This window comes from Rhizobium sp. 862_C5_N1_2 (assembly GCF_051811205.1).
GTDB classification, from domain to species: domain Bacteria; phylum Pseudomonadota; class Alphaproteobacteria; order Rhizobiales; family Rhizobiaceae; genus Rhizobium; species Rhizobium leguminosarum.
In genome coordinates this window covers 389,875-415,736 of the sequence record NZ_JBPWPT010000001.1, presented here as the reverse complement: position 1 = coordinate 415,736, position 25,862 = coordinate 389,875, and the positions used below count along the sequence as shown (strand labels likewise).

Here is a 25,862-nt window from a genome sequence, read left to right as displayed (position 1 = left end):
TGGATGCCACTGGGAGGCGGCAAGCCTTTTCAGGACGGCGGACGGGCGGGCCGGGAGGAAGCATAGCAGGTGAATCTCAAGCAGCTATCGGAATTGCTGGGGCTGTCGCAGACGACGGTGAGCCGAGCGCTGAACGGCTATCCCGAGGTCAACGAGGCGACCCGGGAGCGTGTGCTCCAGGCTGTCAAGGAAACCGGTTACCGCCCCAACAAGGCGGCGCAGCGGCTTGCGACCGGCAAGGCAGGCTCGATCGGCCTCGTCATGCCGACGGCGCCCGGCCACCAGTCCGACGTGCATTTCGGTGAATTCCTGGCCGGGCTCGGCGAAGAGGCCGTACGCCACGATTTCCACTTCGTGATCATGCCGGCCGACCCGGATGACGAGGTGGCGGCGCTGCGGCGCCTTGCCATCAGCGGCAATGTCGATGCCCTGTTCGTCGCCTATATGCGCGGCCACGACCCGCGGCTCGCCATGCTGAAATCACTCTCGATGCCCTATGTCGTGCACGGCCGCTCCTTCGGTTCGGAGCCGGACTATCCCTATCTCGACATCGACAATGAAGGGGCCTTCTACGATGCGACGCGGCTCTTGCTGCAACTCGGCCATACGCGCTTTGCGCTGATGAACGGACCGATGCATCTCGATTTCGCCATCCGCAGGAAGAACGGCGTCATATCAGCCCTTGCCGAGCGCGGGCTTGCGCTCGATGAGGGTTGCATGAGCCACGCGCTGATGACGGACGAGCAAGGGCTGCTGGCGATGGAACACTTCCTGCAATTGCCTGAGCGGCCGACGGCGATCCTCTGCTCCAGCACGGTGCTGGCGCTCGGCGCGATCCGCGCGGTCAACCAGGCCGGATTACGGCTCGGCGAGGATATCTCGCTGATCGCCCATGACGACGTGCTGCCGCTGCTGAAACCGGAAAGCTTTTCCGTGCCGCTGACGACGACACGCTCGTCATTGCGGGCGGCCGGCGTTCGCATCGCGCAGCGGCTGATCGGCACGGTCAAGCAGGCCGGCCCCTTCCCCGACCAGGAGCTCTGGAAGACCGAGCTGATCGTCAGAGCCTCGACCGGTCCTGTTCCCCAGGCCTAGAGCCTTTCTGGTCTAATCAAAACTGCGGCGGTGTCTGCCCTGCCGTGCGATGGGCGGCGATGACGGTGTTGGCCATCAGCATGGCGATGGTCATCGGCCCAACGCCGCCGGGAACCGGGGTGATGGTGCTGGCGACCGCAGAGACCTCCTCGAAGGCGACGTCGCCGACGAGCCGGGTCTTACCCTCGCCTCTTTCGGGGGCGGGCACCCGGTTGATGCCGACGTCGATGACCGTCGCACCTGATTTGACCCAATCGGCCCTGACCATCTCCGGCCGGCCGACGGCGGCCACCAGGATATCGGCGTTGCGGCAGACCTCGGCGAGATTCTTGGTCCTGGAATGAGCGATCGTCACGGTCGCATTGGCGTTGAGCAGCAATTGCGCCATCGGCTTGCCGAACAGGTTGGAGCGGCCGATGACGACGGCGTTGAGGCCGGAGAGATCCTCGCCATGGGTGCGGCGGACGAAAACCATGGCGCCGGCCGGCGTGCAGGAGACCAGTCCGGTCTTCAGGTCGCCGGTGGCGAGCTTGCCGGCATTGACGACGCTCAGGCCATCGACATCCTTTTCCGGCAGAATGGACTGGATGATCGCCTCGCTGTCGAGCGGCTTCGGCAGGGGCAGTTGCACCAGGATGCCGTGGATCGACGGATCGGCATTGAGGGTGGCGACGAGGGCTGCCAGCTCCTCCTGCTTCGTTTCGGCCGACAGCGTGTGCTGGACGGATTTGAAGCCGCATTCCTTGGCCATGCGGCTCTTGGAGCCGACATAGGCGTGGCTTGCCGGATCGTCGCCAACGATGACGACCGCAAGGCCGGTGGTGACGCCGCTGCTCTTTTCCAGCGCCGCCGTCGCACTCTTGACCGTCTGAATGACCGATGCTGCTACGTTCTTGCCGTCGATTACTGTCGTCACGCGTCTCTCCGCCCTGTTTCGCGTCAATCTATGGATAGTTGACGAGCGTCAAATGCCCGCTAACGCCCTATCCTGTCGGAAAGCGGCAACGCAATATCAAAAATGCAAGGAAATGTTCGTTTAACGCAGCGGCTGCCGCGCGTCGAGTGCATGAACACGAAGCCGGTCGCGCAGGCCGGAGATCTCGGAGCGCAGCATCTCCATCTCGTCGACCTGGGCGGGGTCCTGCGCAGGGATCAACGGCGGTGGAGCCTGCGGCCGGGATACCGGCATTTTCTCCCTTGCGGGATTGGCGACCGGCCGACGCAGGCGCAGCATGAAAGCCGCGGCAAGACCGACCGCAAGGCCCGCGGCGGCGCCCATCAGCGAGCGGCCGATGCGGCCATCCGTTGCCGATACCGCCGTCGCCAGTGCCGGCTTCAGGAGAACGATACGACCGTCGGCGGCCGCTCCCACCGCTGCGGACGTCGCCTCTTCGAGGCGCGAGCGCGCGGCATTGGCTTTTTCGCGCAGCTCGGTCAGGCGTGACAAATCGACGCCGGTGTCCCGGCTCTGGGCGATCAGCGTATTGCGGCGGTCATTGAGGCCCTTGCGCGCATCGACGGCGGCCTTGGCGGCGAGGTTGGCGGTCTGGCCAAGACGGGCAAGCTCCTTGCCCATATTCTCCTTCAAACCATCAGTTTCGGCCTGCTGCTGCAAGAGGCGCGGATGGCGCGGGCCGAGCTCGGCCGAAAGCTGCGCAAGCGCTGTCTTGGCGACGGCATATTTGTCGCGCCAGTCCTGCAGCGCCGGCGAGAGCATATCGGAGGGCAACGAACCGTCGAGCACCTCGGCAAGTTTTGCGGCCTTCAGCCGGTCGGTCTGCGCCTTGGCGGCAAGAATATTCTGGTCGGCCGTTTTCAGATCGGCATCGAGCTGGTCGATCTGGCGGCGAAGATCAATCGCCACCTTGACGTTGCCCTCGCCGCTCTTTGCCGTGAAGGCGGCAAGCTCCGCCTTGGCCTCGTCATAGGTTTTGCGCAAGGCGGCATCGGTTTCGGCGTCGCCGGGGCCGTCTGCTGCGGAAACCGCTTCGGCAAGCTTGGCGGCGATGCGCATGGATTTGCCGCTGTCGCCGGTCGTCACCCTGACGAGGATCGTGCCTGTCGCGGCATCGGGCAGTATCTCGACCGCATGCTTCAGCGTCGCCTCGGCGCGCGAGGCCGGATCGGCAGCAGCACCGGTCGCCGAGAGGAGATCGAGCGCGACGCCGAGCGCATTGGCGCTGGCGCCGGCGAATTCGGGATCATGATCGAGTTTCAGGGCGGCGACCGTCGAAGCAACAGAACGCGCCGACAGCAGCCCTTTCGCAGCAGCCTGGGTGAAGGCAGCGCGGCTTGCGGCATCCGCCTTCACGGAAAGCGTCGTTTCGGCGCGATAGAGGGCCGGCGAGGCCGGCATCAGCGCCGGCAGGCCCGCACTGATGATCGTCGCGGCCGCGACCATCGTCGCAAGACCAATGCCGCCGACACGGCGGCGCGGCACCGGCCGGGGCTCGGCGGGTTCTTCACGGATCGCGGCCAGCGGTTCCGGTGAGATCATCGGTTCGTCGGCCGGAACGCTCAGCTCTTCATCGCCCGCCGGCTCCTGAAGAAGCGGATGGCCGACGTCGTTGGCGGCCCGGAGGCGGTTGCCGAGGATGGTTTCGATGCGGTCGACCAGCGGTGCGGTGCGCGCCGCCCTGGCGCGCTGCTCCTCCAGCACCCGGCCGATGGCGCGCAGCAATTCGGTCTCGGGCGGCGCAATATCAGGCCGGCTCGACCGGGGCGCCCCGTAGGAATCCTCAAGGGGGCGCTGCCCTGCGGCTGCGCGATCCTGGAAGCTGTTTCTGGCCCTGATATCGTACATTTGCGCCACATCTCATGCACATGATGGCCGAGTTCGCTCATCCGCACGGACGCAGATGATTAAGCCACTCTAAACATTCATGGCAAAGAAATGGTTAACCGCAGCGGGTAAGAACTAAGCATAGTCCCTTAAATCGGAAACGATTTGAGGACAAAACTATGCCGCAATTTAAAGTGCTGCAGCGTCCTTTGCGCGTCTCAAAAGACGCGGCGCTGTGGGTCAGCTCGCCTTCTTGCGATCCGACTGCGGCTGCAGCGCGCTGCCGTGCTCTTCCGGATAGCTGAGGATCCTTTCGCGCCGGCGGAAGCGATAGCGCAGGACATGGAAGAGGAATACCGGGATGCCGATGACGTAACGGCGCCAGAGGCGCGCCGGCTCCTGCAGCAGGCGATAGGCCCATTCCAGGCGCATCATCCGCACAGTCCTCGGCGCGCGTGGGACGGCGCCTGAGACGAAGTCGAAGAGAGCGCCCACCGTCAACACCAGACGCGCATGATCGGTGCGAATATGATCGTGAACCCACTTCTCCTGCAGCGGCGTCCCCATGCCGACGATCAGGATATCGACCTTCTGGCGCTCGAGCTCCTCGATGACATCAGTGGGATCGACCTTGTCGAAGTAACCGTCGGAAACGACGACGAATTCGTGCCAGGGCGTGTGCCTGCGGAAATTTTCCGCCGCCGCCTCGACGACCGAACGCTTGCCGCCGATGAGGCCGATGCGGCGCGGGGCCTCCATGAAAGTCAGGAAGGCCGGCACGAAATCGGTGCCGTTCAGATTGGCCGGAAACGGCGAACCATGGGCGATCTGCGATGCGATGTTGAGGCCGATGCCATCCGGCAGCACCAGATTGTGCGACATGATTCGGTAATATTCGTCGTCGCGCAGCGTGGTCAGCATGTTGTGGGCGTTGACGAAACAAACCACGGTCTGGCCGACGGGAATGGAGGCCAGCTCGTTGATGAAAACGAGGGCGTCGTCCCAGCCGAGATCGCAGACCGGCAGATCGAAGATCGTCCGCCGCGATGCGAGCACCGCGAAGTTTGCAATCAGATTCATTCCTACCTCCTGCCGAGGGTGCTGCATGCGCCCGACATCCCGGAAAACAAGCCCATATTTCCGCACCGGAGGTCTCGAAAGGACCGGTCGCGTCCCGCCGGGACGCGTCGCTCCGATCCCGGATAAGCGGCGCATGCCAAGCTGTGACACCTGATATAACAGGACGGTTTCAAACAACCCTTAGGAAAATTCCTTGAATTTCCATGCTCGCATAAGTGGTTTATTAACCACGCGCGCCAACGACAAACGGCGCCCTCAGGCGCCGTTTGTCGTCAATGATGTGATGGTCCTTAGTGGGCCGCTGGTGCCGGGGCCTCACCGGCCGGTACGGTCTCGACGATCTTGACGGGTGTGCCCACCTTCTTCGGCTGACCGGCGGAGCTTTCCTTGACCTCTTCCTTGGAGAGATAGTCGAGCTGCTCCAGCATCACTTCGGCGACGTATTCGCCACCCAAACGCTCGTTCATGCCCTTCTTGATCTCCTCGCGGAAGGCGTTCGGATCGAAGGATTTGATGTGGGCGATATCGACCATCTTGTTGCCGACAAGCAGGCTGAAAAGCTCGTCCGTCGTCATCTCGCTCAGCGGCAATGTCACGCCTTTCAGCATGTCCTTGTTCATCATGAACGAAACGCGGCCGAGGAAGTAACCGGTGATCGCACCGTTACCGATGATCGGTACCGTGATCGTTTCGCCCTTCACCAATTCGAGCGCGCTCTGCTTGGAATCCGTTGCCGCCGGCGCCGGCGCGGTCGCCAGGTACACCGAGAAATAGACCGATGCCAAGGTGATGGCGCAAACCCAGACACCGGTGAGGACGAGCTTGATCATCAGTTTCCACGCGCGGCGAATTGTTCCTGGGAATAGGTGCCGTCGGCATCGGCGTCCTGAACTGCGTTCTTCAGGAGGTCGGCCACGGCGCGAACCGCTTCGAGATGCGCCTCGACGCGACGGGCATTGAGAACCAGTTTCTTCTTCAGGCCGTGCAGCTGATCGAGATGGGCAGCGGCAAGCTCGGCCGGATCGGTGTCGCGGAAAAGCATCGACAGCTCGTAGAGGCAGCGGCTCTTATGTGCATTGGAGACCTTGAGATCGAACTGCGGATCGTTGCCGATCCGGGTGTTCTCATTGTCGATGATCATTTCGAGCCGTCCGAGAACGGATTTGATCCTGTATTCGTTCGAAACTATTTCCATTGTACCCCCGGTTATGCGTCGCTTAGAGCATGATGCCGAAAAGTGTGCGCGGTTTTCGGACGACATCATGCTCTAACTATTTAATTGAGAACGAGATTCAGATTTTAGGCCAACGGGCCTAAAGTCATCCTGTTCTATCGGACTTGGCTTCGGCGGTCGGCGTGCCAAAAGTCTTGCGCTGGAAGTCATCGATCATGCTGAGCGCGGTGTTGCGGTCATCGTCATCGGTCGAGGCATTGACGATCTTGCCTTCCTGCCGGCGCAACTGCTCGCTGTACATCTGCTTGGCAATACCGATGCCGTCACCCTTGGCCATGGTGTTGCCGAGCTGTTCGGCCATCATGCCTTTCCAGATATCGCCGGTCGCGCCCTTGCCGTAGACATCTTCGCTTTCGCTCGGCAGCATGGACTTGACGAAATTCTGCAGGACCATGGCCTCGAACTTCCGGTAGCTTTCCGGAACTTCCTCGGCCTTGGTGCGGTTCTGGATGTTGGCGAGGCCGCTCTTCTGGCCGATATGGTCGAGAACGTCGACCGTATTGGAGAAGCCCTTGCCATTCTCGGCGAGACTCGTTGCGGCAAAGGCCGCACGATTTGCCTTCAACTTTTCCTGGGCCGCCTGAACCTCCATGGGGTCGGCAGCTTTGACAACGTCCAGGACCAGATCACTGGGGGGCGAAATAGCCACGTTACAATCCTCTGAATTTAAGATCGTAACGACTATGGTTTTTGAAGCTTGCTGGAGGCTGGCGTTGCGAATTGCTGGTCGATGACATCGTAGACGGCGTTGTCATCGGCCTCGCGGCGCTCGGCGTCGAGGGCTTCCTGCATGCCCTCTTCAAAGCGGTCGCCCTTGGCGCGCTCGCGCGCCAGTCGCATCTCGTGGATCTGCTGCATGCCGGTCAGCTGCTGGTCCTTGATGCTGAGCCTGCCGAATCGGTCGGCGTAATTCTGCGAGAATGCGTGGTGGACGGGGTCCATCGAGCCGAGCGCGATGATGACGTCGTCCATCGCCGCATTGACCTCGACACGCTGACGGCTGGTTTCGGCCAGGTCGTTCTCGGCCATTCGTTCGATATGCCGCTGCACCGAGAGCAGTCGCTTGAGCTTCTGGGAGCGCTTCTTTTCGATCATATCAGCCTCATCGCCCGATATAGATCGAGCCGAAGGACTGGCCGAACTGGCTGAGCAACGCCGCAATCGAGAAATAGATCAGGAAGAGCCCGCCCATCAGCAGATAGGGCGTGGAAATGAAGTAGACCGGGATCTGCGGCGCCAGCTTGTTGATGAAACCGATCGAGACGTTGAAGATCATGCCGTAGATCAAAAACGGGCTCGACAGCCGCAGCATGATGTAGGTGGTCTGCTCCAGCGTGTCGGTGAAGGAGATCAGCGTCGCGCGCATCTGCATCAGGCCGCCGAAAGGCATGGTCGTGTAGGAATCGATCAGCGCGCGGAAGACGATGTGATGGAAATCCATGATGAAGAGAATCATGATGCCGGCAAAGGTAATGAAGCCGGAAAGGCTGGTCTCCGGCGTGTCTTCGAGGATGTCGGCCGAACCCGGTTGGGTGTAGCCGACCATCATCGCGATGATCGTCGCGGCGAACTGCATGCCGATCGTGTAGATCCTCGCCAGCATGCCGTACATCACGCCGATCAGCGATTCGCTGAAGATCAGGCCGATATAGGTTCCCGAGCTTGTGTGAACGGCCGGGTAGACAGTGTCCCAGAGCAGCGGCATGACAGCGATCGAGAGCGCGCCGGCGATGAAGACGCGCAGCTGTTCGGGCACGCGCGCCGAGGAAAAACCCGGAAGAGCCAGCACACAGCCACCGATCCGGCAGAAAACCAGAAACAGCGCGAGAACGGTCCCTTGCGGGTCTGTTATCATGAAATAGAGCCCAAAATCTTTATCTCGATGCCCTTGGCCAGTTCGACATGCGACAGGACCGGGAGCGTGGCGAACAGCCGTTCGATGATCATGCGCACATAGGAGCGTGTTTCCGGCGACGTGACAAGGGCGAATGGCAGGCCGCGATCCATGAACTCACGGATAACTTTGGTGGCCTGCTCGCTGAACTCTTCCAGGCTGCGCGGATCGATGTCGAATTCGATCACCTCACCCTTGGCGTCGCGCTTCAGCGCCTGGTGGAAAGCCAGATCCCATTTGCTGCCCAGCCGCAGGACGCGCAGCACGCCGTTGTCGGCCAGGTCGCCGCAGAGCTGCTGGGCCATGCGGATGCGGACATGCTCGACGATCTGCTCGGTCTTCCTGACATGCGGGGCGAGCTCGGCCACCGCTTCGAGGATGAGATGCAGGTTGCGGATCGAGACGCGCTCGGCAAGCAGCAGCTTGAGCACCGCCTGCAGGCCCGAATAGGACATGTGCGACGAGCAGATCTCGTCGGCAAGCTTCTTGTATTCGGGATCGAGCCGGTCGATCAGCACCTTCACGTCCTTGTAGGACAGAAGCTGCGGCAGGTTGTTGCGGATGACCTCGCTCATATGGGTCAGCACGACGGAGACGTTGTCGATCGGCTGGAAGCCCTCGCGTTTCAGATCGTCGGCGAAGTTTTCAAGGATCGAAACGGCAGGCATACCGAAAGCGGGTTCACGGATTTCGTCGCCGGGAATGCTCGGCCGGCGGCCGGCGCCGGTCACGACGAGGACTTCGCCGACGCGTAGCAGGTTAGAGGCGACCGTCGTGCCGTGGATGCGGATCTGGTAGGACTTCTCGGCGATGGCGATATCGTCGGTCACCTTGATCTCGGGTACGACGAAACCGTATTGCGTGGCAAACTTCTTGCGCATCTTGCCGACACGGAAGGCGAGCTCCTGGTGGGCGCCGAGCAGGCGCGTCGAGACCATCTTGCCGAGTGCGAGCTCGATCTCCGAGGTGCGCAGCACCGACTTGACCGAATCCTTTTCCAGCTCCTTGTTCTGGACGACCTTCTTTTCTTCCTGCTCGCGGCGAAGCTTGTTTTCAGCTTCGACCTGACGCGGGATGAACCAGGCGCCGAAAGCGAGAAGACCGCCGAGGACCACGAAGGGGACAAACGGCAGGCCCGGCATCAGGGCCAGCACGAACATCAGCACGGCCGAGACGGAAAGCGCGCGGGGATAACCGCTCAACTGGTTGACGACCGCCTGGTCGGTGGAGCCGACGGTGCCGCCGCGAGAGACAAGAAGGCCGGCGGCGAGCGAAACGATCAGGGCCGGCATCTGCGAGACGAGGCCGTCGCCGACGGAGAGCTTGACGAAGACGTCGGCCGCTTCGCCGATCGGCATGCCGTGGCGGAAGTAGCCGATGATGATGCCGCCGAAGACGTTGATGCAGGTAATGATGAGGCCGGCGACGGCATCGCCGCGCACGAACTTCGACGCACCGTCCATCGCACCGAAGAAGGAGCTTTCTTCCTCGAGTTCCTTGCGCCGGCGCTGGGCTTCCTTTTCGTCGATGATGCCGGCCGAAAGGTCGGCGTCGATCGACATCTGCTTGCCGGGGATGGCATCCAGGGTGAAACGCGCGCCGACTTCGGCGATACGCGTGGCGCCCTTGGTGATGACGATGAAGTTGATGGTGATGAGGATCAGGAAGACGATCAGACCGATGACGAAGTCGCCGGACATCACTAGGCTTGCGAAACCGGCGATGACGCCGCCCGCTGCTTCGTGGCCTTCATTGCCGTGGGACAGGATGACGCGTGTCGTCGCGATGTTCAGCGCCAGCCGGGTCATCGTCGCGATCAGCAGAATGGTCGGGAAAGACGAGAAATCGAGTGGTTTCTGGATCCACAGCGAGACCATCAGGATCAGCACCGAGAAGGCGATCGAGAAGGCCAGTCCCATATCGATCAGGAACGGCGGAATCGGCAGGAAGAGAATGCAAATGATGCCGATGATGCCAAGGGCAAAACCGACATCGCGCAGGCTCGGGGCGACTTTTGGAAGGGGGAGTGCAGGTGGTTGCGCCATGACGATTCCGTCTCTTCATGAGAGGAGGCGGACATGCGGCCCGCCCAATTCGGATCGAGAGTTAAACGGCGAAGCTTGCGCGAAGGTGGCTCAGAGCGGTTCAGCTTTTCATGGAAGTGTAGAACCGCTCTAACCTTTTGTTTCTACGCAATCCCCGGCAAAAGCACTTCGCGCTTTGCCTGACAAAACCGCTGCGCACTTTTGCTGGAATTGCCCTAGAAGCCGGACTGGATGCGCGAGAAGACCAGATTGGTGAAAATGGAGATCTGCGAGCCGGCGAAAGGTGCGGTGACGCCGACCGTGATCAGCACGGCGACGATCTTCGGCACGAAGGTCAGCGTCGCTTCCTGCACCTGGGTCAGCGCCTGGATCAAGGCAATGATGAGACCCACTGCCATCGCGACGATGACGGCGGGACCCGCGGCAATCAGGACGGTCCAGATCGCCGCCTGGAACAGATCCAATGCATCAGCTTCATTCATCCGAAGGCAACCTCATATCGCCTTGAAGCAGCCCCGCCGCGGCCGGACCACCATTGGTTGGTATCACTCGACGCATGGGCCGCTAAGGCGCGCGGCGCTGTCGTATCAGGTATCGCTGCTAGGAGCCTTGTCGGCAACAGTGATTCCCGCCTGCACCAGTATATTACCGCCAGCCGTGGTCGTCGCTATGATTCCGTCGGAATAAACCTTGACGGATTCGACGGTGCCTTTAACGGTGCCGTCGGCGCTTTCCATGTATTTGCCGACGTAGCTGCTGGCCTGGGTGAGGCTCGAGCTTGCGAGCAGCGTGTCCAGTTTGGTGTTGGTCTGGATCGTCTGTTCGACCTGCGAGAAGCTCGCCAGCTGCGACATCTGCTCGCTGGCGTCGACCGGATCCGTCGGATCCTGGTTCTTCATCTGCGCGATGAGCAGCTGAAGGAAATTGTCGTAATTCAGCGTTGCCTTCTGCTGAGCCGAGCTCGTCGAGTTCGAAGTGCCCGTCGTGCTCACGCTTGATGTGGCATCTACCGCCATGGTGCAATCTCCCTGCGAATCTGCTCGACCATTGTCGGCGGCATTTCGTGGTTGTTGAGAATACTGTCTTCGATCGTGTAGAGGCCACGGATCGCCTTGAGCGCATCGAAGGCGCGGCCCGTCGAGACGAGCGCATCAATGCGCTTCAGTTCGGCGAGGATCTCCTCGTTCTTGAAGCAGGAGAGCAGCATGGTGATCGACTTGCGGAACATCGCCGTCGAGTGGTCCTTGCCCTCAGGGTTGATGAGGATCATCTGCGCAATGAAATAGAGCTGACGCAGCGGCGTCGTGGCGCCCTCCGGTTGGAGGACGTGGTTTTCGAGAAGGAACGTCACATCATTCAGGAATTCCAGCGCGACCTTGCGGTCGACGCGCAGGACGGCGCCGTTGATGAAGATTCTTTCTCCGGCTTTCAGAGAAATGCGAAGTGTACTTTTCATTTAAGTCCATCCCTGATGATGGTGGTAACGTCGATGATGCCCTGGTAGTTATTGGACTGACGTTTTCTGATCCTGTCACATTCCTTCAATATCCAGATCGCGATCGAGATGAGGTTGGCCCTGAGCTCGATCTCCAGCTGGTTGTCGGGATGTTTCAGATCCTCGATGAAGCTGATCCACACCCGGCGTGTATAAAACAGGGCTTCAATGGCTTCGCGGCCGTATTTTTCCTTTTCGCGCGCCAACGACAGCAGGTCTATGGACCGGTCAAGAACCTGCCATTCCCGCTCTTTCGCGTCGGCCACCGAGTCCTGCATGACTTCGGCATATGAGAACTGATACATTCATGCATCCTTCTTTATTGCGCGCCTTTGCTCATCAAAGGTAGTTTACAAGACTCAACTGCTGGATCTTCGAGACGATCGTGTAAGCGGTTTCAAGCTGCGTTTCCAAAGTCTTGACGAGGGTCGAGGCTTCGTAGGGATCGACACCCTGGAGATCGACCAGCTTGTTCTTGATGATGTTCGACTGGGCGTCGAGAGCGTCGTTGGACTTCTTGACGCGCTCCTGGGAAAGGCCGAGCTGGCTTGCCTGCGTTACAAGGCCGCTGGTCGCCTTCGTCGTATAGCTGATCGCCTGCTTGGACACCGTGCTCATCGCATCGCTGCTGAGGTTCTGGCCCAACAGCGCCGAGGTCATCACCGAGGCGAGCGCGAAGTAGCGCATGCCTTCGGAATTGGCGTTGGTCGAGGATTCGATCACTTCCGAGTTGCTGATGCGGCTCGTCATGTTCTGGCTCGATGCCTGCGACCAGCCGGTCGTCGGGTCGGTCCAGGCGGTCTCGCTGAACATCGGCTCTACCGTCGTGGTGATGAAGGTGCTCATTTCGGCGCCGGTGAGATCACTAACCGCCTTGCCGAGGCCCGTTGCATAAGTGTTCAACTGCGTGACGATCGCTGCGCTCGTCCCTGTCGTCTTGTCGGTCAGCGGCTGCACGTCGGTGTTAATGCCCGAGAACAGATATTCGCCGTTCACCATGGTATTGGCAGTGTCCATCATGGTGGACAGGGCGCTGGTGGCGGACTGGATGGCGACGGTGATGCTGCCGGGATCGTGGCTGCCCTGGAGCGCCGTAAGCTTCGAAACGAGGCCGTCGCCGACGTCCTTCATCTTGGAAAGGCCGAGCTGCGATGATTCCATGCGTGCGTTGACGAGCGAATTGCTTGATTTGATCGAGGCTATCCTGTCGACCTCGCGGCTGAAGTCGACGCTCCTGGCGGCGTTGCCGCCGAGCGAGACACCGATATCCGCATAGACTCCCGTCGTCGCCTCCATCGTTGCTTTCGTCATCTGGTTCTGCGCCTGACGGATCGTCAACCGCATCGCGTTCTGAATGGCCGAACTTGAAATAAATGAGCTCTTCATGGCTTAACTCGCAATATCCAGCAATGACTTCAACATTTCGTCAACGGCGTTCAGGATCTTGGTCGCCGCCTTGTAGGACTGCTCTATGTCAAGGAGCAGCGTCAGCTCCTCGTCGAGGTTGACGCCGGTCTCATTGGAATAGGCTTCGTCGGAGCGCGACAGCGCCGCCGAGGTGTTTTCCGCAGCCGTCGTCGCGTTGCTGCGGTACTGCTCGAGCCAGCCGAGGGAATTCGTGGCGTATTCCATGATGCTGACGTTTGAATCGATGCCGGTCGTGGCGTCGAAGCCGACCGCCGGTCCCGCCGCCGGATCGAAATCGATGTCGGAGCCCAAGGCGGTATAGAGACGATCGAGGTCCGTCGTATAGCCGCTGAGGTGGGTAGGGTTGTTGACGACGCCGTTGGCGTTGACACCGCCATCGCGCAAGCGCATCGGATCGCCGCCCTGCGAGGTGATGACGGTGCTGCTGACGCTGATGGTCGACGCCATGCCGGCAACCGCAGCGCTGCCGGTATCGACCGTGCCGCCGCTCCAGGTGAAGAGACCGGGCACATAGGCCGGCGTGCCCGACGTGCTCTGCTCCTTGAAGAGCGAGACCAGGCCGCGGGCGATTTCATCGAGTTGCTTCTGGAAGTTGGGAGCGATCTCGTCACGGACCTGCAGGAGCGATTGAAGGCTCCCCTGCCCCGTCGTCGTCGACCCGCTACCGCGCGGAAGGGCCACACCGTCGACATAAACCGAATTGCCTGTGATGGTCGCGGTATAGATATCCTGAGACTTGAACGTCACCTTGCGCGGAACCGTCTCGAAGAGGATCGTCCCGTCAGACGTGCTCAGCACCATGTCGTTGTTGTCGCGCGTCGTTGCGTTGACGCCGACGATCTGCGAAATCTGCTTGAGAGCCTTCTCACGCTCGTCGAGGGCGCCGGATGCATCCGCACCCGAGGCCGTGGCGGTCTTCACCGCGTTGTTGGCCTTCTCGAAGTCGCTGAGGAGCGAATTCAGCTTGTCGACGTCGGTGGCGATCTGCTTGTCGGCGGTGGCGCGAACGTCCTGAACGGATTGCGAGGCATTGTTCAGCGAGTTGGCGACGTCCTGGGCGGCGGTGATGGCGCCCTGGGCGGCGACGGTGCTACCCGGCGCCGTGCGGAAGGCCTGAAGCTTTTGCTGGAAAACGCCGAGATAGGTGGATGGCGACGTTTCGTAGTCGTTGCCACCCATGATCGACTTGAGGTCCTCGAGACCGCCGAGCAATGCCTGCTGGGCGCTGTCCTGAGAGGATGTCTTCAGGTACTGGCGCAGCAGCGCATCTTCCTGCGCCCGGTCGATCTTGACGACCTGGGCACCGTTCAAGGACGTGGTGAGCATCGCCTGCCGGCGCACGTAATCTTTGTTGCCCGCATTCGAGATATTGTTCGATACGACACTGCTCTGCGTGCCTGTATTGTTGAATATGCTCTGTGCGGTATTAAGTGCGGATGTGAGCGACATGGCTTACCCGGTACCTTGCTTATCTCTTGAGGTTGACGAGGACGTCCATAATGTCGGACCCCGTCTGGAAGACCTTGGAATTGGCGGTATAGCTGCGCTGCGATTCGATCATCTCGGTCAGTTCGCCGGCGAGGTCGACGTTCGAGCCTTCAAGGGCGCCTGACTTGATGGTGCCAAGACCGTTGGTCTGCGGGAAGCCGGTGACGGTGACGCCGGACTGACCGTTGGCGCTGTAGACGTTGCCGCTCTGGAGCGTCAGCTTGTCCGGGCTGGCGACGTTGGCGAGCGGGATACGGTAGAGCGGCTTGTTAGTGCCATCCTCGTACTTGGCGTAGACGATGCCGTCGCCATCAATCGTGACGTCCTTGACCGGGCTTGCAGCCTGGCCGTTCGGCGTACCCGTGCCGGCAAAGGCAGCGCCGAGCTGCGTGAAGCCGGAGAGATCCATATTGATGGTCTGACCGGTCACCGTATCGGCGATGTTAACGGTGCCCGTCGAGTTGGTTATTTTGCCGGTGGCGTCGAAATCGAGCGTGGTTGTGCCAACGGCGCCGCCTGCGCTGTACGGAAAGGAGCTCGTGCCACCCGTTGCCGCATTGGCGTTGCGGAAGATCGCAACTTCCCAGCTGCTGTTAACGGCGGGAGGTGCCGGCGGCGGCGTCGCCGCGACCGAGGTCTTGGTGAAGTAGAAGTCGTACATCACCTTGTTGCCGAGTGTGTCGTAGGCGACCATGGAGAACTTCTTGGTGTCGGCTGTCGGCGTGGCGGGGTTGGCGCTCGGCCGCGTCGCAGCGGCCGCAACGACATTGGCGCCGGAATCGAGATTGCCCTTGAAGATCCCGGATGTCGAGGCGATGGCGGTCAGCCCTTCCTGGTTGACGTTGACAGGAACGAGGCCATCGAAGCCGTTGACGACAACAGCAGGAGAGCCGGCGTCGTAGGAATAGCCCATCAGCATGAAGCCGGCGGCATTGACGAGATTGCCTTCGTCGTCCTTGGTGAAGTCACCGGCGCGGGTCAGAACCGGCGTGCCATCCGCACCCTGAACGATGAAGAAGCCATCGCCCGAGATCGCAAGATCGGTGCCCGAGGTGGTGTAGGAAATATCGCCCTGGTCGGAGACAGACTGGCGGACCGAGGACTGAACGCCGCCGGAATTGTAGTTTCCGCCCGAGGAAGGCAGAACCAGCGACGAGAAGCTCGTCGACACGGACTTGTAACCGGTCGTGTTAACGTTGGCGATATTGTCGGCGACCGTGCTCAAGCGGTTGGCCTGCGCGTTCATCCCCGATACTGCCGTCTTCATGCTGCCGAAAATGCTCATCTGAAAACCTCGTTTTACCTGTTATGCACGAGAGTATTTGTCGGGCCTTGCGTGAAGCTGTCTGTCATGGCGAGGCGCGAGGCCAAGTTTAAGGTTCAGCCGGGCGCCGCCGCCCGGCCGAGAAAATCAGGCCCAATCAATGCAGTAGCCAAGGAAGCGCTTGGAATCGACCGGATCGACGCCGAGCTTTTTGCGCAGCTTCTTGCGCAGCTTCGAGATATGGCTTTCGACGACATTCTCCTCGACCTCTTCATCGAAGATGCCGTAGATGGCGTTGAAAATCTGGGTCTTGGTGACCCGGCGACCGCGATTGGCGATCAAATATTCAAGGATGCGGCGCTCGCGCCGGGGAAGCGCGAAGACTTCGCCGTTGATCTCGGGGTCACGGCCATCCGAGAAGACGCGGATCCCGCCGATCTCTGTGTAATTGGTGATTGCCTTCAGCCGGCGTCGGATCGCAGCCGCCCTAGCGAGGATCTCGCGGGGATGCACCGGTTTGCGCACCACGTCGTCCACGCCGCAGTCGAACAGCGCAAGGGTGTTTTCGAGCGAGTGCTGGTCGCTGACCGCAATCACCGGCGCCATCGACCGATCCCGGATCGCCCGGGGTAGTTCGAAGTTGCGCTGGCCCTGACCGATCAGGAAGGCCTCGACTGCAGCTATATCGGAATCGGCGGCGGTCTGTACCCACTCGCCGAATTCCGCTGGATCAAAGCCGGTGGAGGGAATGCCCTCACGACCAAACAGAGATGTGTATCCATCTTTCACGAGCTCACGCTCATCAACCACTACGATCATTCGTCCGCCTCCGAATCAGTGTGGCACTTCGATGATCTATGGGTACGAATCGCACGAATCGGCGACAACTCGTTAAAGTTAATGGCAGAAACTAATAATTGATTAAGATCTGGGTAGCGATTTGATCTATATCTAGTGGGTGCACTTATTTATGCACACCAAAATTTCGTGGAAAAGTTAACGGTCCGTTAATTATGGCTTGCGCACAGGATTCACGCCGGATTCCTGCCACATTGTGACACAGTTTCGTCACAATACGCCTCTTCTATCTTTGGTTGAATCAATTTTGACAAAAGTTACTCGCATTGGGAGTCCACTTGCCGTAGCCCGTGGCGACCAGATTGGCGATGACGCGGCAGACATATTGCTTCTGTGCCGGATTGTTGTTGGGGCCGGCATGGTATCTAGCTACCGCCATCGTCCATGTCTCATGACGGTCATGCAGGTTGCGGAGGAATTTCGCAGCATATTCCACGTTGCGATGCGGGTCGAACATCTCCTCGGCGGAGCGGAAATTCTCGCCGTGAAAGTAATGGTTGATCTGCATGCAGCCGATATCGATGAGCTTCGCGCCGCTGTTGCGGGCGACATCGAACTGCCTCAACGCGTCCTGCTCCGAGGGCGGAAAGATCGCTTTGCCTTCGACGTTCATGGCATAGGGATAGAGCGAGCCCTTGCGGCCGGTTTCCGTCAGGCCGACCGAATAGAGGATGCCTTCCGGGATGCCATACTTGGCCGCTGCCGACTGGATCTCGCGCTCGCAGGCGCCGGTAGAAGCGGCTGCCTCAGAGGTAAACGCCGCCAGTGCCGCTGCTACCGCCAGCACGAGCGTCTTCAATACCCGTCTCGCCTGCGCCATTGAAGCCTCCGTCCGTCCGCTGTGCCGTCTGATTGTGGCGCTCGCGCGCCTCGCCGCCCTGCCCCTGCTGGGTGAGCGGCTGCTGCTGGGAGGCCTGGCTGCCCGCCTGGTTGCCGGCGTCGGAACGCTCGACCGGCGCCATGCTGATGGTGACGTTTTCGACCGCGTAGCCCTGGCTGCGCAGAGCTTCGAGAATCTTGCCGTGATCCTCCTTCATTTGACGGTAAGCCGCCCCGGTTTCGACCTTAAGGTCGACGTTCAGTGCGTCGCCGGACAGCCGCATGGTGGCCGTCACCAGACCGAGGTCGAGCGGGTTCATCTGGATCTTCAGCGTATTGACCACCTTGCCGGTGCTCGTCCATTCCGCTGCGTTGGAGAGCGCCGAGCTCGGCTCCATGGCGCGCGCCCATTCGGAATCCCCCGAGAGAGCTGCGGTCACGGCGGCGGAATTCGAATTCTGCATCAGGCCGATATAGCGGCGCGATTCCAGCACCGAAACGTTTTCGACATCGGCTTTCTTCGAGCCATCCTTCGCTCCGGCCTGATCGGTGCCGATGTGAACATCCATCGACACGCCGCGGCCATCGGCGCGGCTGATCCTGAATGTCTTGCCATCGGCGGCTTCGGCATTCTCCGCTCCGGGAACCTTGATGTCATCCGCCTTGCCGCTCTCGATGTTGCTGCTGACCGCCGCCAGGGCGTCGGACGCATGGCCGCCCATCTTGGCGTCGAGCTTCTTGTCGGCCGTTCCAGCCTCATCGACCTTGGCGGAGACGTGATGCGCGGCTACCGCCGCCGGCAAAGTCACTGCACCATCGGCAGGTTCCTGCTTCAGCAAGCCGAGAACATCCGAAATGCCGCCGTCATCGCCATCGCTGGTCTTGTCCGTCTCGGTTTCCAATGCGTCGCCCTTGGCGTGCTTGGCGCCCTTGGCGGCCGGAGCGACCTCATCTGCGGAACGGTCCTTCGGATCGAGCTTGCCCAAGCCGAGATCGGCCGGCACTTTGACCTCAGGCTTTGCGGGTTTTGCCGCGACCTTGTCGACACTGGCGATCGTTGCCGGCTGAACATCAGCCTGCGCCTTCAGCGCGGCGTCGCTAAGATCGATCAATGGCTTTGCGCTGCTGCGGCCGCGGATCGTCTGCGCCACGTTGTCGGCGCTTCCATCGGCAACCACGCCCTGATCCGGCTGCGCATCGTCGGGCTCATCATTGGCGGTACCGCTGCTCGCCTTGGCCAGCGCGTCGGAGAAGCCGTTCTTTTGGCCGGCGGCATCGTCTTTTCCGGCCGGTCGCGCAGATTTCGCAATCGCGGCGGACTCCGCACCGGGGGCTCCGCCCGAGACGCTCATATCCATCATTGTTCGTTGCCTTCCTGCGCCAGAAGACCGTCGATCTCGTCGAGCTTGGATCGATTGGTCGTCACAAATGCGTTGAATGAGGGGTCGGTATCCTGGCTCTGGCCAGTCGATGCCACGCCTCCCGGAACAGGCTCGGGAAGCGCGCCTGGCGCTTCCGATTGCGTGGCTATAGCCACAGCCTTTTCAGAAGTGATTTCTTGATGATCAGTGTTAGGGTTGGAGGCTTGCGTCAAGCTTGCCGGGTCGGGAGCGCGCAGGATCTGCTCGGCAACGGATCGTGCGGCCTCCTGCAGCGCCTGATCCCGCGGCGAAAGTGTATTACCGTCGATGCCGCTGACATTCTTCGCCGCCCGGTCGATATCCTCTGTGGGAAGGCCGGCCATGCCGCCATAGAAATCCGCGAGCGGACCGAAGGCATTTTCGGTGTCGGCGCCAAGCGATTGCACACGTCCGACCGCCATGCGCGCCAGCTCCGGCTTGCCTGATATCGCGGCGGCGCGGGCGATGCGCAGATAGACCTCGCGCTGGCGCGGAGCGTCCATGAAGGAGAGGATATCGATGACGTCCTGCGGTTTCACGTCGTGATCGTGGCCGACGACGAGCGTGACGAAAAGATCGGCGAACTGGCTGGCATAGGGCGAATGCAGGAAGCGTCTGACATAACGCTGCGAATAGGCCATTCCCTTGTCGAGTATGCCCTTGTCGACGCAGATGGCTACGGAGCGGCGCAACGCCGCTTCCTCGACGATCGTACCGGGTGCTGCAAGACGCGCCTGGTCGTAGAGATCCAGCGCGTCTGTCGGTTTCGTCGCGATCAGCACGTTGCCGCCGATCAGCGCAAGATAGGGGCCGATCTTCTTGTCGCGATATTCCCTGGCCGTCTCCTCCAGCGTCTTGGCGACAAGCAGCCCCTTGCCGCTCAGATATTTGCGCAGCACATCGGTGACGCGGTTGTCGAAATAGCCGTTGACGTCGTGGGCGATCAGATATTCGAGCGTCTGGGGATTGCCGCCGCTCATCGCGTAGATCAGCGCTGCGTCGACATTGCGGTCGTCGTCGAACGTCGAAGGATCGACAGTGCGCAACCGCTCGTCGATCGTGCCCAGCATGAAGCGCTGCATCTCGCCGGCCGAATGATCGCCGCTGACGACGGAATCCTGCACGAATTGCAGCGACCGCAGCATCTTGTACGGCGCGAGATCATCCGGATCCTGTGCATTGCCTGCTGCCGGCGAAAGCATCGCCAGGCCAAGGGCCACAAATCCGACGTAGCGATGCTGCCGACGCGCCATTCGACTATCCTTGATCCGCCTGCACCAGAATCTCGATCCGGCGGTTGGTCGCGTTGAACGGGTCAGACGGCAGCTTCAGCCGACGGTCGGCGAAGCCGGAAACCTGGGAGATGCGTTTCTCGTCGAGCCCGCCGCGCACAAGCATGTAGTAGGCGCTCTGTGCGCGATCCATCGAAAGCCGCCAATTCTCGTTCTGCGTGCCCTTATACTGGCGCCCGTCCGTGTGGCCGCGGATGGCGATCGCACCACCCCTCGCCTTCAGGATCGCACCGATCTTTTCCATGGCGAGCACCATCTCCTGGCGCGGAACCGCAGAACCGATATTGAACATCGAATCGTCGGTCTGGTCGGAGATGCTGACCAGCAATCCGCCCTCGGACGCCGTCACGGTCAGACCTTCGGCGAGCTTGCCGGCGACACCGCCGATCTGCTGGGCGATCTGGGCCTGCAGCTGCTCGGCTTCCTTCTTCTGCTGCTGCTCGGTCTCGGAGGCACTCTTGTCCGCATCCTTCTGATGATCGGCGTCTTTCTGAGCGTCGGCTTTCTTGCCCTCAGGCGACTTGCCGTCCTTGGCTTCGACCGCGCCCTTGGTTTCCTTGGTTTCCTTGGTTTCTTTGGTTTCCTTGGCCGCCTTCTGATCGGTGGTCAGCGGTATCGGCTGCATATCCTCGACCTTGGCGATCTCGCTTGTCTCGCTCTCGACCGCCTGCTGGTCGTCGCTCTTGCCGGGCGGCAACGTCTTGCCGGCTGTCGTGACCTCGACCTGCTTCGTCCAGAAATCCGGATCGAAGGGATCACGATAGGCCTCGCCGCCGTCGGCGCCGGTGGCCGGGCCGGAATCGGCGGCACCGCCGTCACCCTTGGCGCTGACGTTGGCCTGCTGGCCGACCTCCTGGGCGATCTCGGCCAGAACCGAATAAGGATTTTCGAAGAAATCGGCCTCGGAATAATTGGTTTGGTCGCCTGATGTCGATGTCTGATCGTCACCATCGGCCGCAGCCTTGCCGTCGTTCGGATCTTCTTCCTTCTGCTTCGACTTCTCCTGCTTCTCTTCGCCCTCGGCGTTGTCGACGGGCTTCTTCAGGCCCTTCTCGGTGGGCTTTTCGTCGGAGAGTTTGATCGGATTGAAATAGGTCGCGACCGACGCCTTGGTCTCCTCGTTGGCGGCATTGACCAGCCACATGACCAGGAAGAACGCCATCATCGCCGTCATGAAGTCGGCATAGGCAATTTTCCACGCACCGCCATGGGCGCCATCGTGATCACCGCCGCCATGTCTCTTGACGATGATGATCTCGTTCTTGCCGTGGTGGTGGTTTTCGCCTTCGCTCATTCGAGAACTTTCTTCAAGCTGGCTGCCCAGGCGGACATACGGGTGACGATGACGGATTCACCGATTTCGACGGCGAGATCGATATCGTCGGTCTCAATGTGGCGAACCGCCCCGGCATGTTCGCCGAGCTCGGCCTTCACTATGTCGAAAAGCCGGGCCGGCCCCCTGACGACGATCGCTCCGGCCGCGCCTTCGAGGATCGCGTCGCGCAGCAGGGCCGCGAGGCTTTCGGCGGCCTTGGCGGCGAGCGCGTCCGTCATCACAGGCGCGATGGCGGACGCGGCGCCGGCGCTGACCAGCTGCGCCACCTCTTCGGCGATATCGCGGATGCGGGATGCAATGACCGCCGCCGCCTCGACTTCGTAGCGAAGCTTCAGTTCCTCGAGTTCACGCGCATGGACCTCCGCCAGCGTCCGCGCCTCGAGTTCGTATTTGTCAGTCAATTCCGCGGTCGCTGCGGCATGACCTTCCGCATAGGCTTCGCGGCGCTCTGCCTCGATATCGATCGCCGGTTCGCTCGGCATTTCGGGGAAAGCGTCGCCGCCGAAAACATCCATGTCGAGGATCGGCGCTGACGATTCCGGTTCACCGAAATCCTTCAAATACCGGGAAAGCGAAATGCTCATAAAAAAACCATCCAGCATTCGGGAGGCATGCAACATGCCCGCCCCCGCTCAAAGTGACCTTGCGCGCCGCCATCCCCTTCGAAACGGACAAGGGCCTGACCTTGCGCCGGCACGGATTCGGACGATGCCTTCATGCCGGAAACTAGGAAGTCAAACTTGCGCGAGGATGAATGGCGCCGCCGCCACCCGTGATCGCGCCCGCCCCTATTCCAGCAGGATCAGGATCTTGCTTGCGGCCGTGTTGAGGATCGAGATCGCTTCGACGGCCATTTGTTTCTGGGTTTCGATCGCCTTCTGCCGAATCGAAGCCTCGTCCATGTCGGTATCGACGAGCGCACCGACGCTCTTGTCGATCGAATCGGACAGATCGGCGGTATAGTCGATCTGATCATCGATGCGCGTCTTCATCACCCCGATGGACGCGGCCGTCGTCGTCAGCGAGGAGAGCAGCGAGTCGGTGACGTCAAGCATGTCGGTGAGTTGTGCATCGGTCGTGGTTTTGCCAATCGCAATTTCCGTACCTGTCGCCGGCGTGGTGGAGTTAGCGTTCAGCAAATAATAGTTCCGCGACGTCGTGCCGCTGTTATTGATCGCATTGGCATCGACCGGCTTGGTCAGCAGGCCGCCGCTGGCATTGTTCTTGTCGATGAGGATGGTCTGCGAGGATGGGAAATCGATGGTCTGGGCCTGATATTCGCCGGTCGGAGCGCGCACGAAACCAGAGATGACCTGCCATGTCGGCGGCGCAGCGGTGTCACCGTTCAACAGCCAGTTTTCACCCGCAAACGACGTCGATTCGACGACGGTCTGCAACTGCTCTTTGTATTCGCTGATCTCGGCGTTGATCTTGTCCTTGTCGGCGCCAGGCTCTCTTGCCGAAACCAGCTTGGCGCGAATCTGGCCGATGAGATCGATCGCCGAGTCCATCGCCGTGTAGGTCGCATCCACCTTGGCAGCGCCGAGACCGAGCGCATCTCCGATCGTTCCGAGATTGGTGCTGTCCGAACGCATGACGGTCGCGACCGACCAGTAGGACGCATCGTCGGCGGCCGTCTCGATACGATATCCCGAGGACACCTGCTGTTGGGTCTGGTTGGCTTCTTTGTTGATGCTGCGCAGCACCGCAAGCGCATTCACCGCGGCCGCGCTGGTAATCTTAACGGTCATCGACAGGTCTCGGAATCGGGGTGAAAGGGCAGGCCGGATTACCGGCGGCGACTGAACTGGCGTCATGCCTCCGGCAGAGTTTCTACCGGCGTGTCGCAAAAGCAAATCAACTCGAGGCGAAGTTAACTCGATACCAACCTATTGGGCAAGAGCGCAGCACTGAGCCTGGCGCAGCGATCGAAATGTCGACCAAAGCATTGATATAAAAGAAAGAACCGCGCCACTTCGGGCGCGGTCCGGGAGGCTTTGCGCTTGCTGCCAGACGGTGGCGCAAGATTCGGTCCAGCTTCAGCGCCAGATTTAGCTGCGGAACAGCGTGAGGATGTTCTGAGCGCTGGAGTTGGCGATCGACAGCGACTGGATGGCCAGCTGCTGCTGCGTTTGCAGCGCCGTCAGCTTGCTCGATTCCTCTTCCATGTCTGCATCGACGAGGCGGCCGACGCCCGAGTCGATCGAGTCGCTGAGCGCGCCGACGAAGTTTTCCTGCAGCTCGATGCGAGTGGAAATCGAGCCGAGCTGCGATGCAGCCTTGGTCATGGCATCCAGGCCGGCCTCGATTGACGTCAGGGCCATGGAGATCTCAACCGAGCCGAAAGTGCTGATGTCCATCGAGTAGATCGAGCCGATCGTACCAGATGATGTGCCGAGAATGCCGGAGCTCGTCTCGATCGTGCCAGTCGAGGTCATGCCGAAGAGGACGTTGCCCGCGGAGCTCGAGTTCAGAATGTAGTCCGTTGTCTTGACCGAGACATTGCCGTTGCCATCGCGCACGAAGGTGGAAACGACGCTCTTGGTGCCGTCAGCGCCGGCAACCCAGTTTTCACCGGAGAAGGAAGCCGATTGCGCGATGCTCAGAAGCTGCTGCTGCAGCTGGCTGATTTCTTCCTGAATCTTGGTTTTGTCGACGCCCTTTTCGGTCGCGGCGACGATCTTCGCCTTGATTTCGCTGATGACGTCGATGGCGCTGTCCATCGCGGAGTAAGCGGTGTCGACCTTGGCGGCGCCGAGGCCGAGAGCGTCGGAAACGGCGGAAAGTGCCTTGTTGTCCGAACGCATGGTCGTTGCGATCGACCAGTAGGCGGCGTTATCGGCTGCCTTTTCGACGCGGTAACCCGACGATACGTGGTTCTGCGTCGTTTCTAGGCTGTCGTTGATTCCGCGGAGTGTCTGAAGAGCGGCCATCGCCGCGACGTTCGTCAAAATGCTGGTCATGAAATGATTGCCCCTTGTTGGCAAATGGAAAAAAGGGACATTCCGGGAAGCTACCGGGAACGGGGATCAGCCTCATGCCTGTTAACCGGTTCTTAAATTTGGTTAACTCGCCGTCTCGTTGACCGCAGAAGACAGCATTATGGTTAATCAACAGTTAACGGAAATTAAAAAAGCCGCGCTCCATTGAAGCGCGGCTCGATTCCGAGATGCCCGCCGGAGACCGGCGGGCCGATATTTCCGAGGGTTATTAGCCGCGGAACAGCGTGAGGATGGTCTGCGAAGAGGAGTTCGCGATCGACAGCGACTGGACCGCCAGCTGCTGCTGGGTCTGCAGGGCGCTGAGCTTGGAGGACTCTTCTTCCATGTTGGCGTCAACGAGACGGCCGACACCGGAGTCGATCGAGTCGCTGAGGGCCGACACGAAGTTTTCCTGCAGCTCGATGCGCTTGGAGATCGAGCCGAGCTGAGCGCCGGCGCTGGTCATGGCCTTCAGAGCCGATTCAACGTTGGTCAGAGCGGACTGGATCTCGCCGAGGGTGAAGTTGGTGATGTCCATTGCGTAGACGGAACCGGTCGCACCATTCGAAGTACCGAGGATACCCGTGGAGGTTTCGACCGAGCCGCCGCTCATGCCGAACAGAACGTTGCCCGTGGAGCTGTCGTCGAGAATATAGTCGGTCATCACGACCGAAACGGCGTTGGAGCCGTCGCGGACGAACGACGAAACAACGTTCTTGGTGCCGTCAGCGCCGGCAACCCAGTTTTCACCGGAGAAGGAAGCCGACTGCGCGATGCTCATCAGCTGCTGCTGCAGCTGGCTGATTTCTTCCTGGACCTTGGCCTTGTCGACGCCGTTTTCAGTCGCGGCAACCAGCTTGGCCTTGATGTCGCCGACGACATCGATGGCGCTGTCCATGGCGGAGTAAGCGGTGTCGACCTTGGCAGCGCCGAGGCCGAGAGCGTCGGAAACGGCGGAAAGTGCCTTGTTGTCCGAACGCATGGTCGTTGCGATCGACCAGTAAGCAGCGTTGTCGGAAGCCTTGCCGACGCGATAGCCGGACGAAACGTGAGCCTGGGTTTCCTGGAGACCCTGGTTGATACCACGGAGAGTCTGGAGGGCTGCCATTGCAGCGTTATTGGTGTTGATGCTCGTCATAGTTTGCTTGCCCCTTGTTGGCAGATCTTAAGAAGGGACATTCCGGATTTTCGGCCGGCCCACAGCGATCAGCATCATGCCTGTTAACCATCTCTGTTAAGGTTAACTCGCCGTTTCGATGGGCCTAGAAAACAGCAAGATGGTTAAAGAAAGCTAAATCGAGATCGGAAATTATTCAAAAATATCTGAGGCTTAGAAGGATTTTCATTAACCTTATATTAAAACATTTCGCG

Annotated in this window: 26 protein-coding genes; 1 reads left to right on the top strand and 25 read right to left on the bottom strand. The window is 60.5% G+C overall.

Translation table 11 applies throughout. The features are described from left to right. Positions 1-69 precede the first annotated feature (69 nt). Complete coding sequence (locus ACD590_RS02085; protein WP_018072597.1) at positions 70-1,095, top strand: LacI family DNA-binding transcriptional regulator; 1,026 nt, start codon at positions 70-72, stop codon at positions 1,093-1,095. Positions 1,096-1,111: 16 nt separating this feature from the next. Here ACD590_RS02085 and folD read toward each other — a convergent pair whose 3' ends face one another. The 25 genes from folD to ACD590_RS01960 form a co-directional block, all read right to left on the bottom strand. Then, positions 1,112-2,011 carry a bifunctional methylenetetrahydrofolate dehydrogenase/methenyltetrahydrofolate cyclohydrolase FolD gene (gene folD, locus ACD590_RS02080; RefSeq protein ID WP_222284317.1) on the bottom strand — a complete coding sequence of 300 codons (900 nt, stop codon included), beginning with the start codon at positions 2,009-2,011 and terminating at the stop codon, positions 1,112-1,114. 120 nt (positions 2,012-2,131) lie between these two features. Beyond that, the gene (locus ACD590_RS02075; RefSeq protein WP_439002035.1) at positions 2,132-3,898 is read right to left on the bottom strand and encodes a succinoglycan biosynthesis protein exop; all 1,767 of its coding nucleotides are present in this window, start codon (positions 3,896-3,898) and stop codon (positions 2,132-2,134) included. Positions 3,899-4,117: 219 nt separating this feature from the next. Beyond that, entirely contained in the window at positions 4,118-4,957 is an 840-nt protein-coding gene (locus tag ACD590_RS02070; RefSeq protein WP_018445798.1) for a WecB/TagA/CpsF family glycosyltransferase, read from the bottom strand. A 290-nt stretch (positions 4,958-5,247) separates the two neighbouring features. Next, positions 5,248-5,787 carry a hypothetical protein gene (locus ACD590_RS02065; protein WP_112905977.1) on the bottom strand — a complete coding sequence of 180 codons (540 nt, stop codon included), beginning with the start codon at positions 5,785-5,787 and terminating at the stop codon, positions 5,248-5,250. Further along, entirely contained in the window at positions 5,787-6,152 is a 366-nt protein-coding gene (locus ACD590_RS02060; RefSeq protein ID WP_003556590.1) for a hypothetical protein, read from the bottom strand. The genes ACD590_RS02065 and ACD590_RS02060 overlap by 1 nt, the downstream gene beginning before the upstream one ends. 124 nt (positions 6,153-6,276) lie before the next feature. Further along, positions 6,277-6,840, bottom strand: a complete 564-nt coding sequence (locus ACD590_RS02055; protein ID WP_018244835.1) for a rod-binding protein — start codon at positions 6,838-6,840, stop codon at positions 6,277-6,279. A 32-nt stretch (positions 6,841-6,872) separates the two neighbouring features. Then, a complete protein-coding gene (locus ACD590_RS02050; RefSeq protein ID WP_018244834.1) occupies positions 6,873-7,286 on the bottom strand; it encodes a hypothetical protein in 414 nt (137 codons plus the stop codon). 7 nt (positions 7,287-7,293) lie between these two features. Beyond that, complete coding sequence (gene fliR, locus ACD590_RS02045) at positions 7,294-8,046, bottom strand: flagellar biosynthetic protein FliR (protein ID WP_018244833.1); 753 nt, start codon at positions 8,044-8,046, stop codon at positions 7,294-7,296. Continuing rightward, complete coding sequence (gene flhA, locus ACD590_RS02040) at positions 8,043-10,130, bottom strand: flagellar biosynthesis protein FlhA (RefSeq protein WP_018445802.1); 2,088 nt, start codon at positions 10,128-10,130, stop codon at positions 8,043-8,045. Before flhA ends, fliR begins: the two co-directional genes overlap by 4 nt. A 215-nt stretch (positions 10,131-10,345) precedes the next feature. Then, positions 10,346-10,612 carry a flagellar biosynthesis protein FliQ gene (gene fliQ / locus ACD590_RS02035; RefSeq protein ID WP_017967052.1) on the bottom strand — a complete coding sequence of 89 codons (267 nt, stop codon included), beginning with the start codon at positions 10,610-10,612 and terminating at the stop codon, positions 10,346-10,348. Between the two features lie 105 nt (positions 10,613-10,717). Beyond that, complete coding sequence (flgD, locus tag ACD590_RS02030) at positions 10,718-11,146, bottom strand: flagellar hook assembly protein FlgD (RefSeq protein ID WP_439002034.1); 429 nt, start codon at positions 11,144-11,146, stop codon at positions 10,718-10,720. After that, positions 11,137-11,586 carry a flagellar biosynthesis repressor FlbT gene (gene flbT, locus ACD590_RS02025; protein WP_018244830.1) on the bottom strand — a complete coding sequence of 150 codons (450 nt, stop codon included), beginning with the start codon at positions 11,584-11,586 and terminating at the stop codon, positions 11,137-11,139. The genes flgD and flbT overlap by 10 nt, the downstream gene beginning before the upstream one ends. After that, positions 11,583-11,930, bottom strand: a complete 348-nt coding sequence (gene flaF / locus ACD590_RS02020) for a flagellar biosynthesis regulator FlaF (protein WP_003545562.1) — start codon at positions 11,928-11,930, stop codon at positions 11,583-11,585. Before flaF ends, flbT begins: the two co-directional genes overlap by 4 nt. 34 nt (positions 11,931-11,964) lie before the next feature. Next, positions 11,965-13,011, bottom strand: a complete 1,047-nt coding sequence (locus ACD590_RS02015; RefSeq protein ID WP_130728889.1) for a flagellar hook-associated family protein — start codon at positions 13,009-13,011, stop codon at positions 11,965-11,967. A 3-nt stretch (positions 13,012-13,014) separates the two neighbouring features. Beyond that, positions 13,015-14,502 (bottom strand): flagellar hook-associated protein FlgK, encoded by a 1,488-nt coding sequence (gene flgK, locus ACD590_RS02010; RefSeq protein WP_018244828.1) that lies wholly within the window; start codon positions 14,500-14,502, stop codon positions 13,015-13,017. A gap of 19 nt (positions 14,503-14,521) precedes the next feature. Next, positions 14,522-15,826, bottom strand: coding sequence for a flagellar hook protein FlgE (locus ACD590_RS02005; protein ID WP_439002033.1), 1,305 nt, complete (start codon positions 15,824-15,826; stop codon positions 14,522-14,524). A 126-nt stretch (positions 15,827-15,952) separates the two neighbouring features. Further along, a complete protein-coding gene (rem, locus tag ACD590_RS02000) occupies positions 15,953-16,624 on the bottom strand; it encodes a transcriptional activator Rem (RefSeq protein WP_003545558.1) in 672 nt (223 codons plus the stop codon). 280 nt (positions 16,625-16,904) lie between these two features. Continuing rightward, on the bottom strand, positions 16,905-17,462 hold the full coding sequence (locus tag ACD590_RS01995) for a transglycosylase SLT domain-containing protein (protein WP_018244826.1): 558 nt from the start codon (positions 17,460-17,462) through the stop codon (positions 16,905-16,907). Continuing rightward, complete coding sequence (locus tag ACD590_RS01990) at positions 17,410-18,843, bottom strand: flagellar hook-length control protein FliK (protein ID WP_439002032.1); 1,434 nt, start codon at positions 18,841-18,843, stop codon at positions 17,410-17,412. The genes ACD590_RS01995 and ACD590_RS01990 overlap by 53 nt, the downstream gene beginning before the upstream one ends. Further along, positions 18,840-20,135 carry a chemotaxis protein MotC gene (motC, locus tag ACD590_RS01985; protein WP_130715630.1) on the bottom strand — a complete coding sequence of 432 codons (1,296 nt, stop codon included), beginning with the start codon at positions 20,133-20,135 and terminating at the stop codon, positions 18,840-18,842. The genes ACD590_RS01990 and motC overlap by 4 nt, the downstream gene beginning before the upstream one ends. Before the next feature lie 4 nt (positions 20,136-20,139). Then, positions 20,140-21,468 carry a MotB family protein gene (locus tag ACD590_RS01980; protein WP_018244823.1) on the bottom strand — a complete coding sequence of 443 codons (1,329 nt, stop codon included), beginning with the start codon at positions 21,466-21,468 and terminating at the stop codon, positions 20,140-20,142. Further along, complete coding sequence (locus tag ACD590_RS01975; RefSeq protein WP_439002031.1) at positions 21,465-22,094, bottom strand: hypothetical protein; 630 nt, start codon at positions 22,092-22,094, stop codon at positions 21,465-21,467. The genes ACD590_RS01980 and ACD590_RS01975 overlap by 4 nt, the downstream gene beginning before the upstream one ends. A gap of 204 nt (positions 22,095-22,298) precedes the next feature. Next, on the bottom strand, positions 22,299-23,261 hold the full coding sequence (locus ACD590_RS01970) for a flagellin N-terminal helical domain-containing protein (protein ID WP_018244821.1): 963 nt from the start codon (positions 23,259-23,261) through the stop codon (positions 22,299-22,301). 300 nt (positions 23,262-23,561) lie between these two features. After that, entirely contained in the window at positions 23,562-24,473 is a 912-nt protein-coding gene (locus ACD590_RS01965) for a flagellin N-terminal helical domain-containing protein (protein ID WP_018244820.1), read from the bottom strand. A gap of 247 nt (positions 24,474-24,720) precedes the next feature. Continuing rightward, positions 24,721-25,629, bottom strand: coding sequence for a flagellin N-terminal helical domain-containing protein (locus ACD590_RS01960; protein WP_047622530.1), 909 nt, complete (start codon positions 25,627-25,629; stop codon positions 24,721-24,723). Between the last annotated feature and the right edge of the window lie 233 nt (positions 25,630-25,862).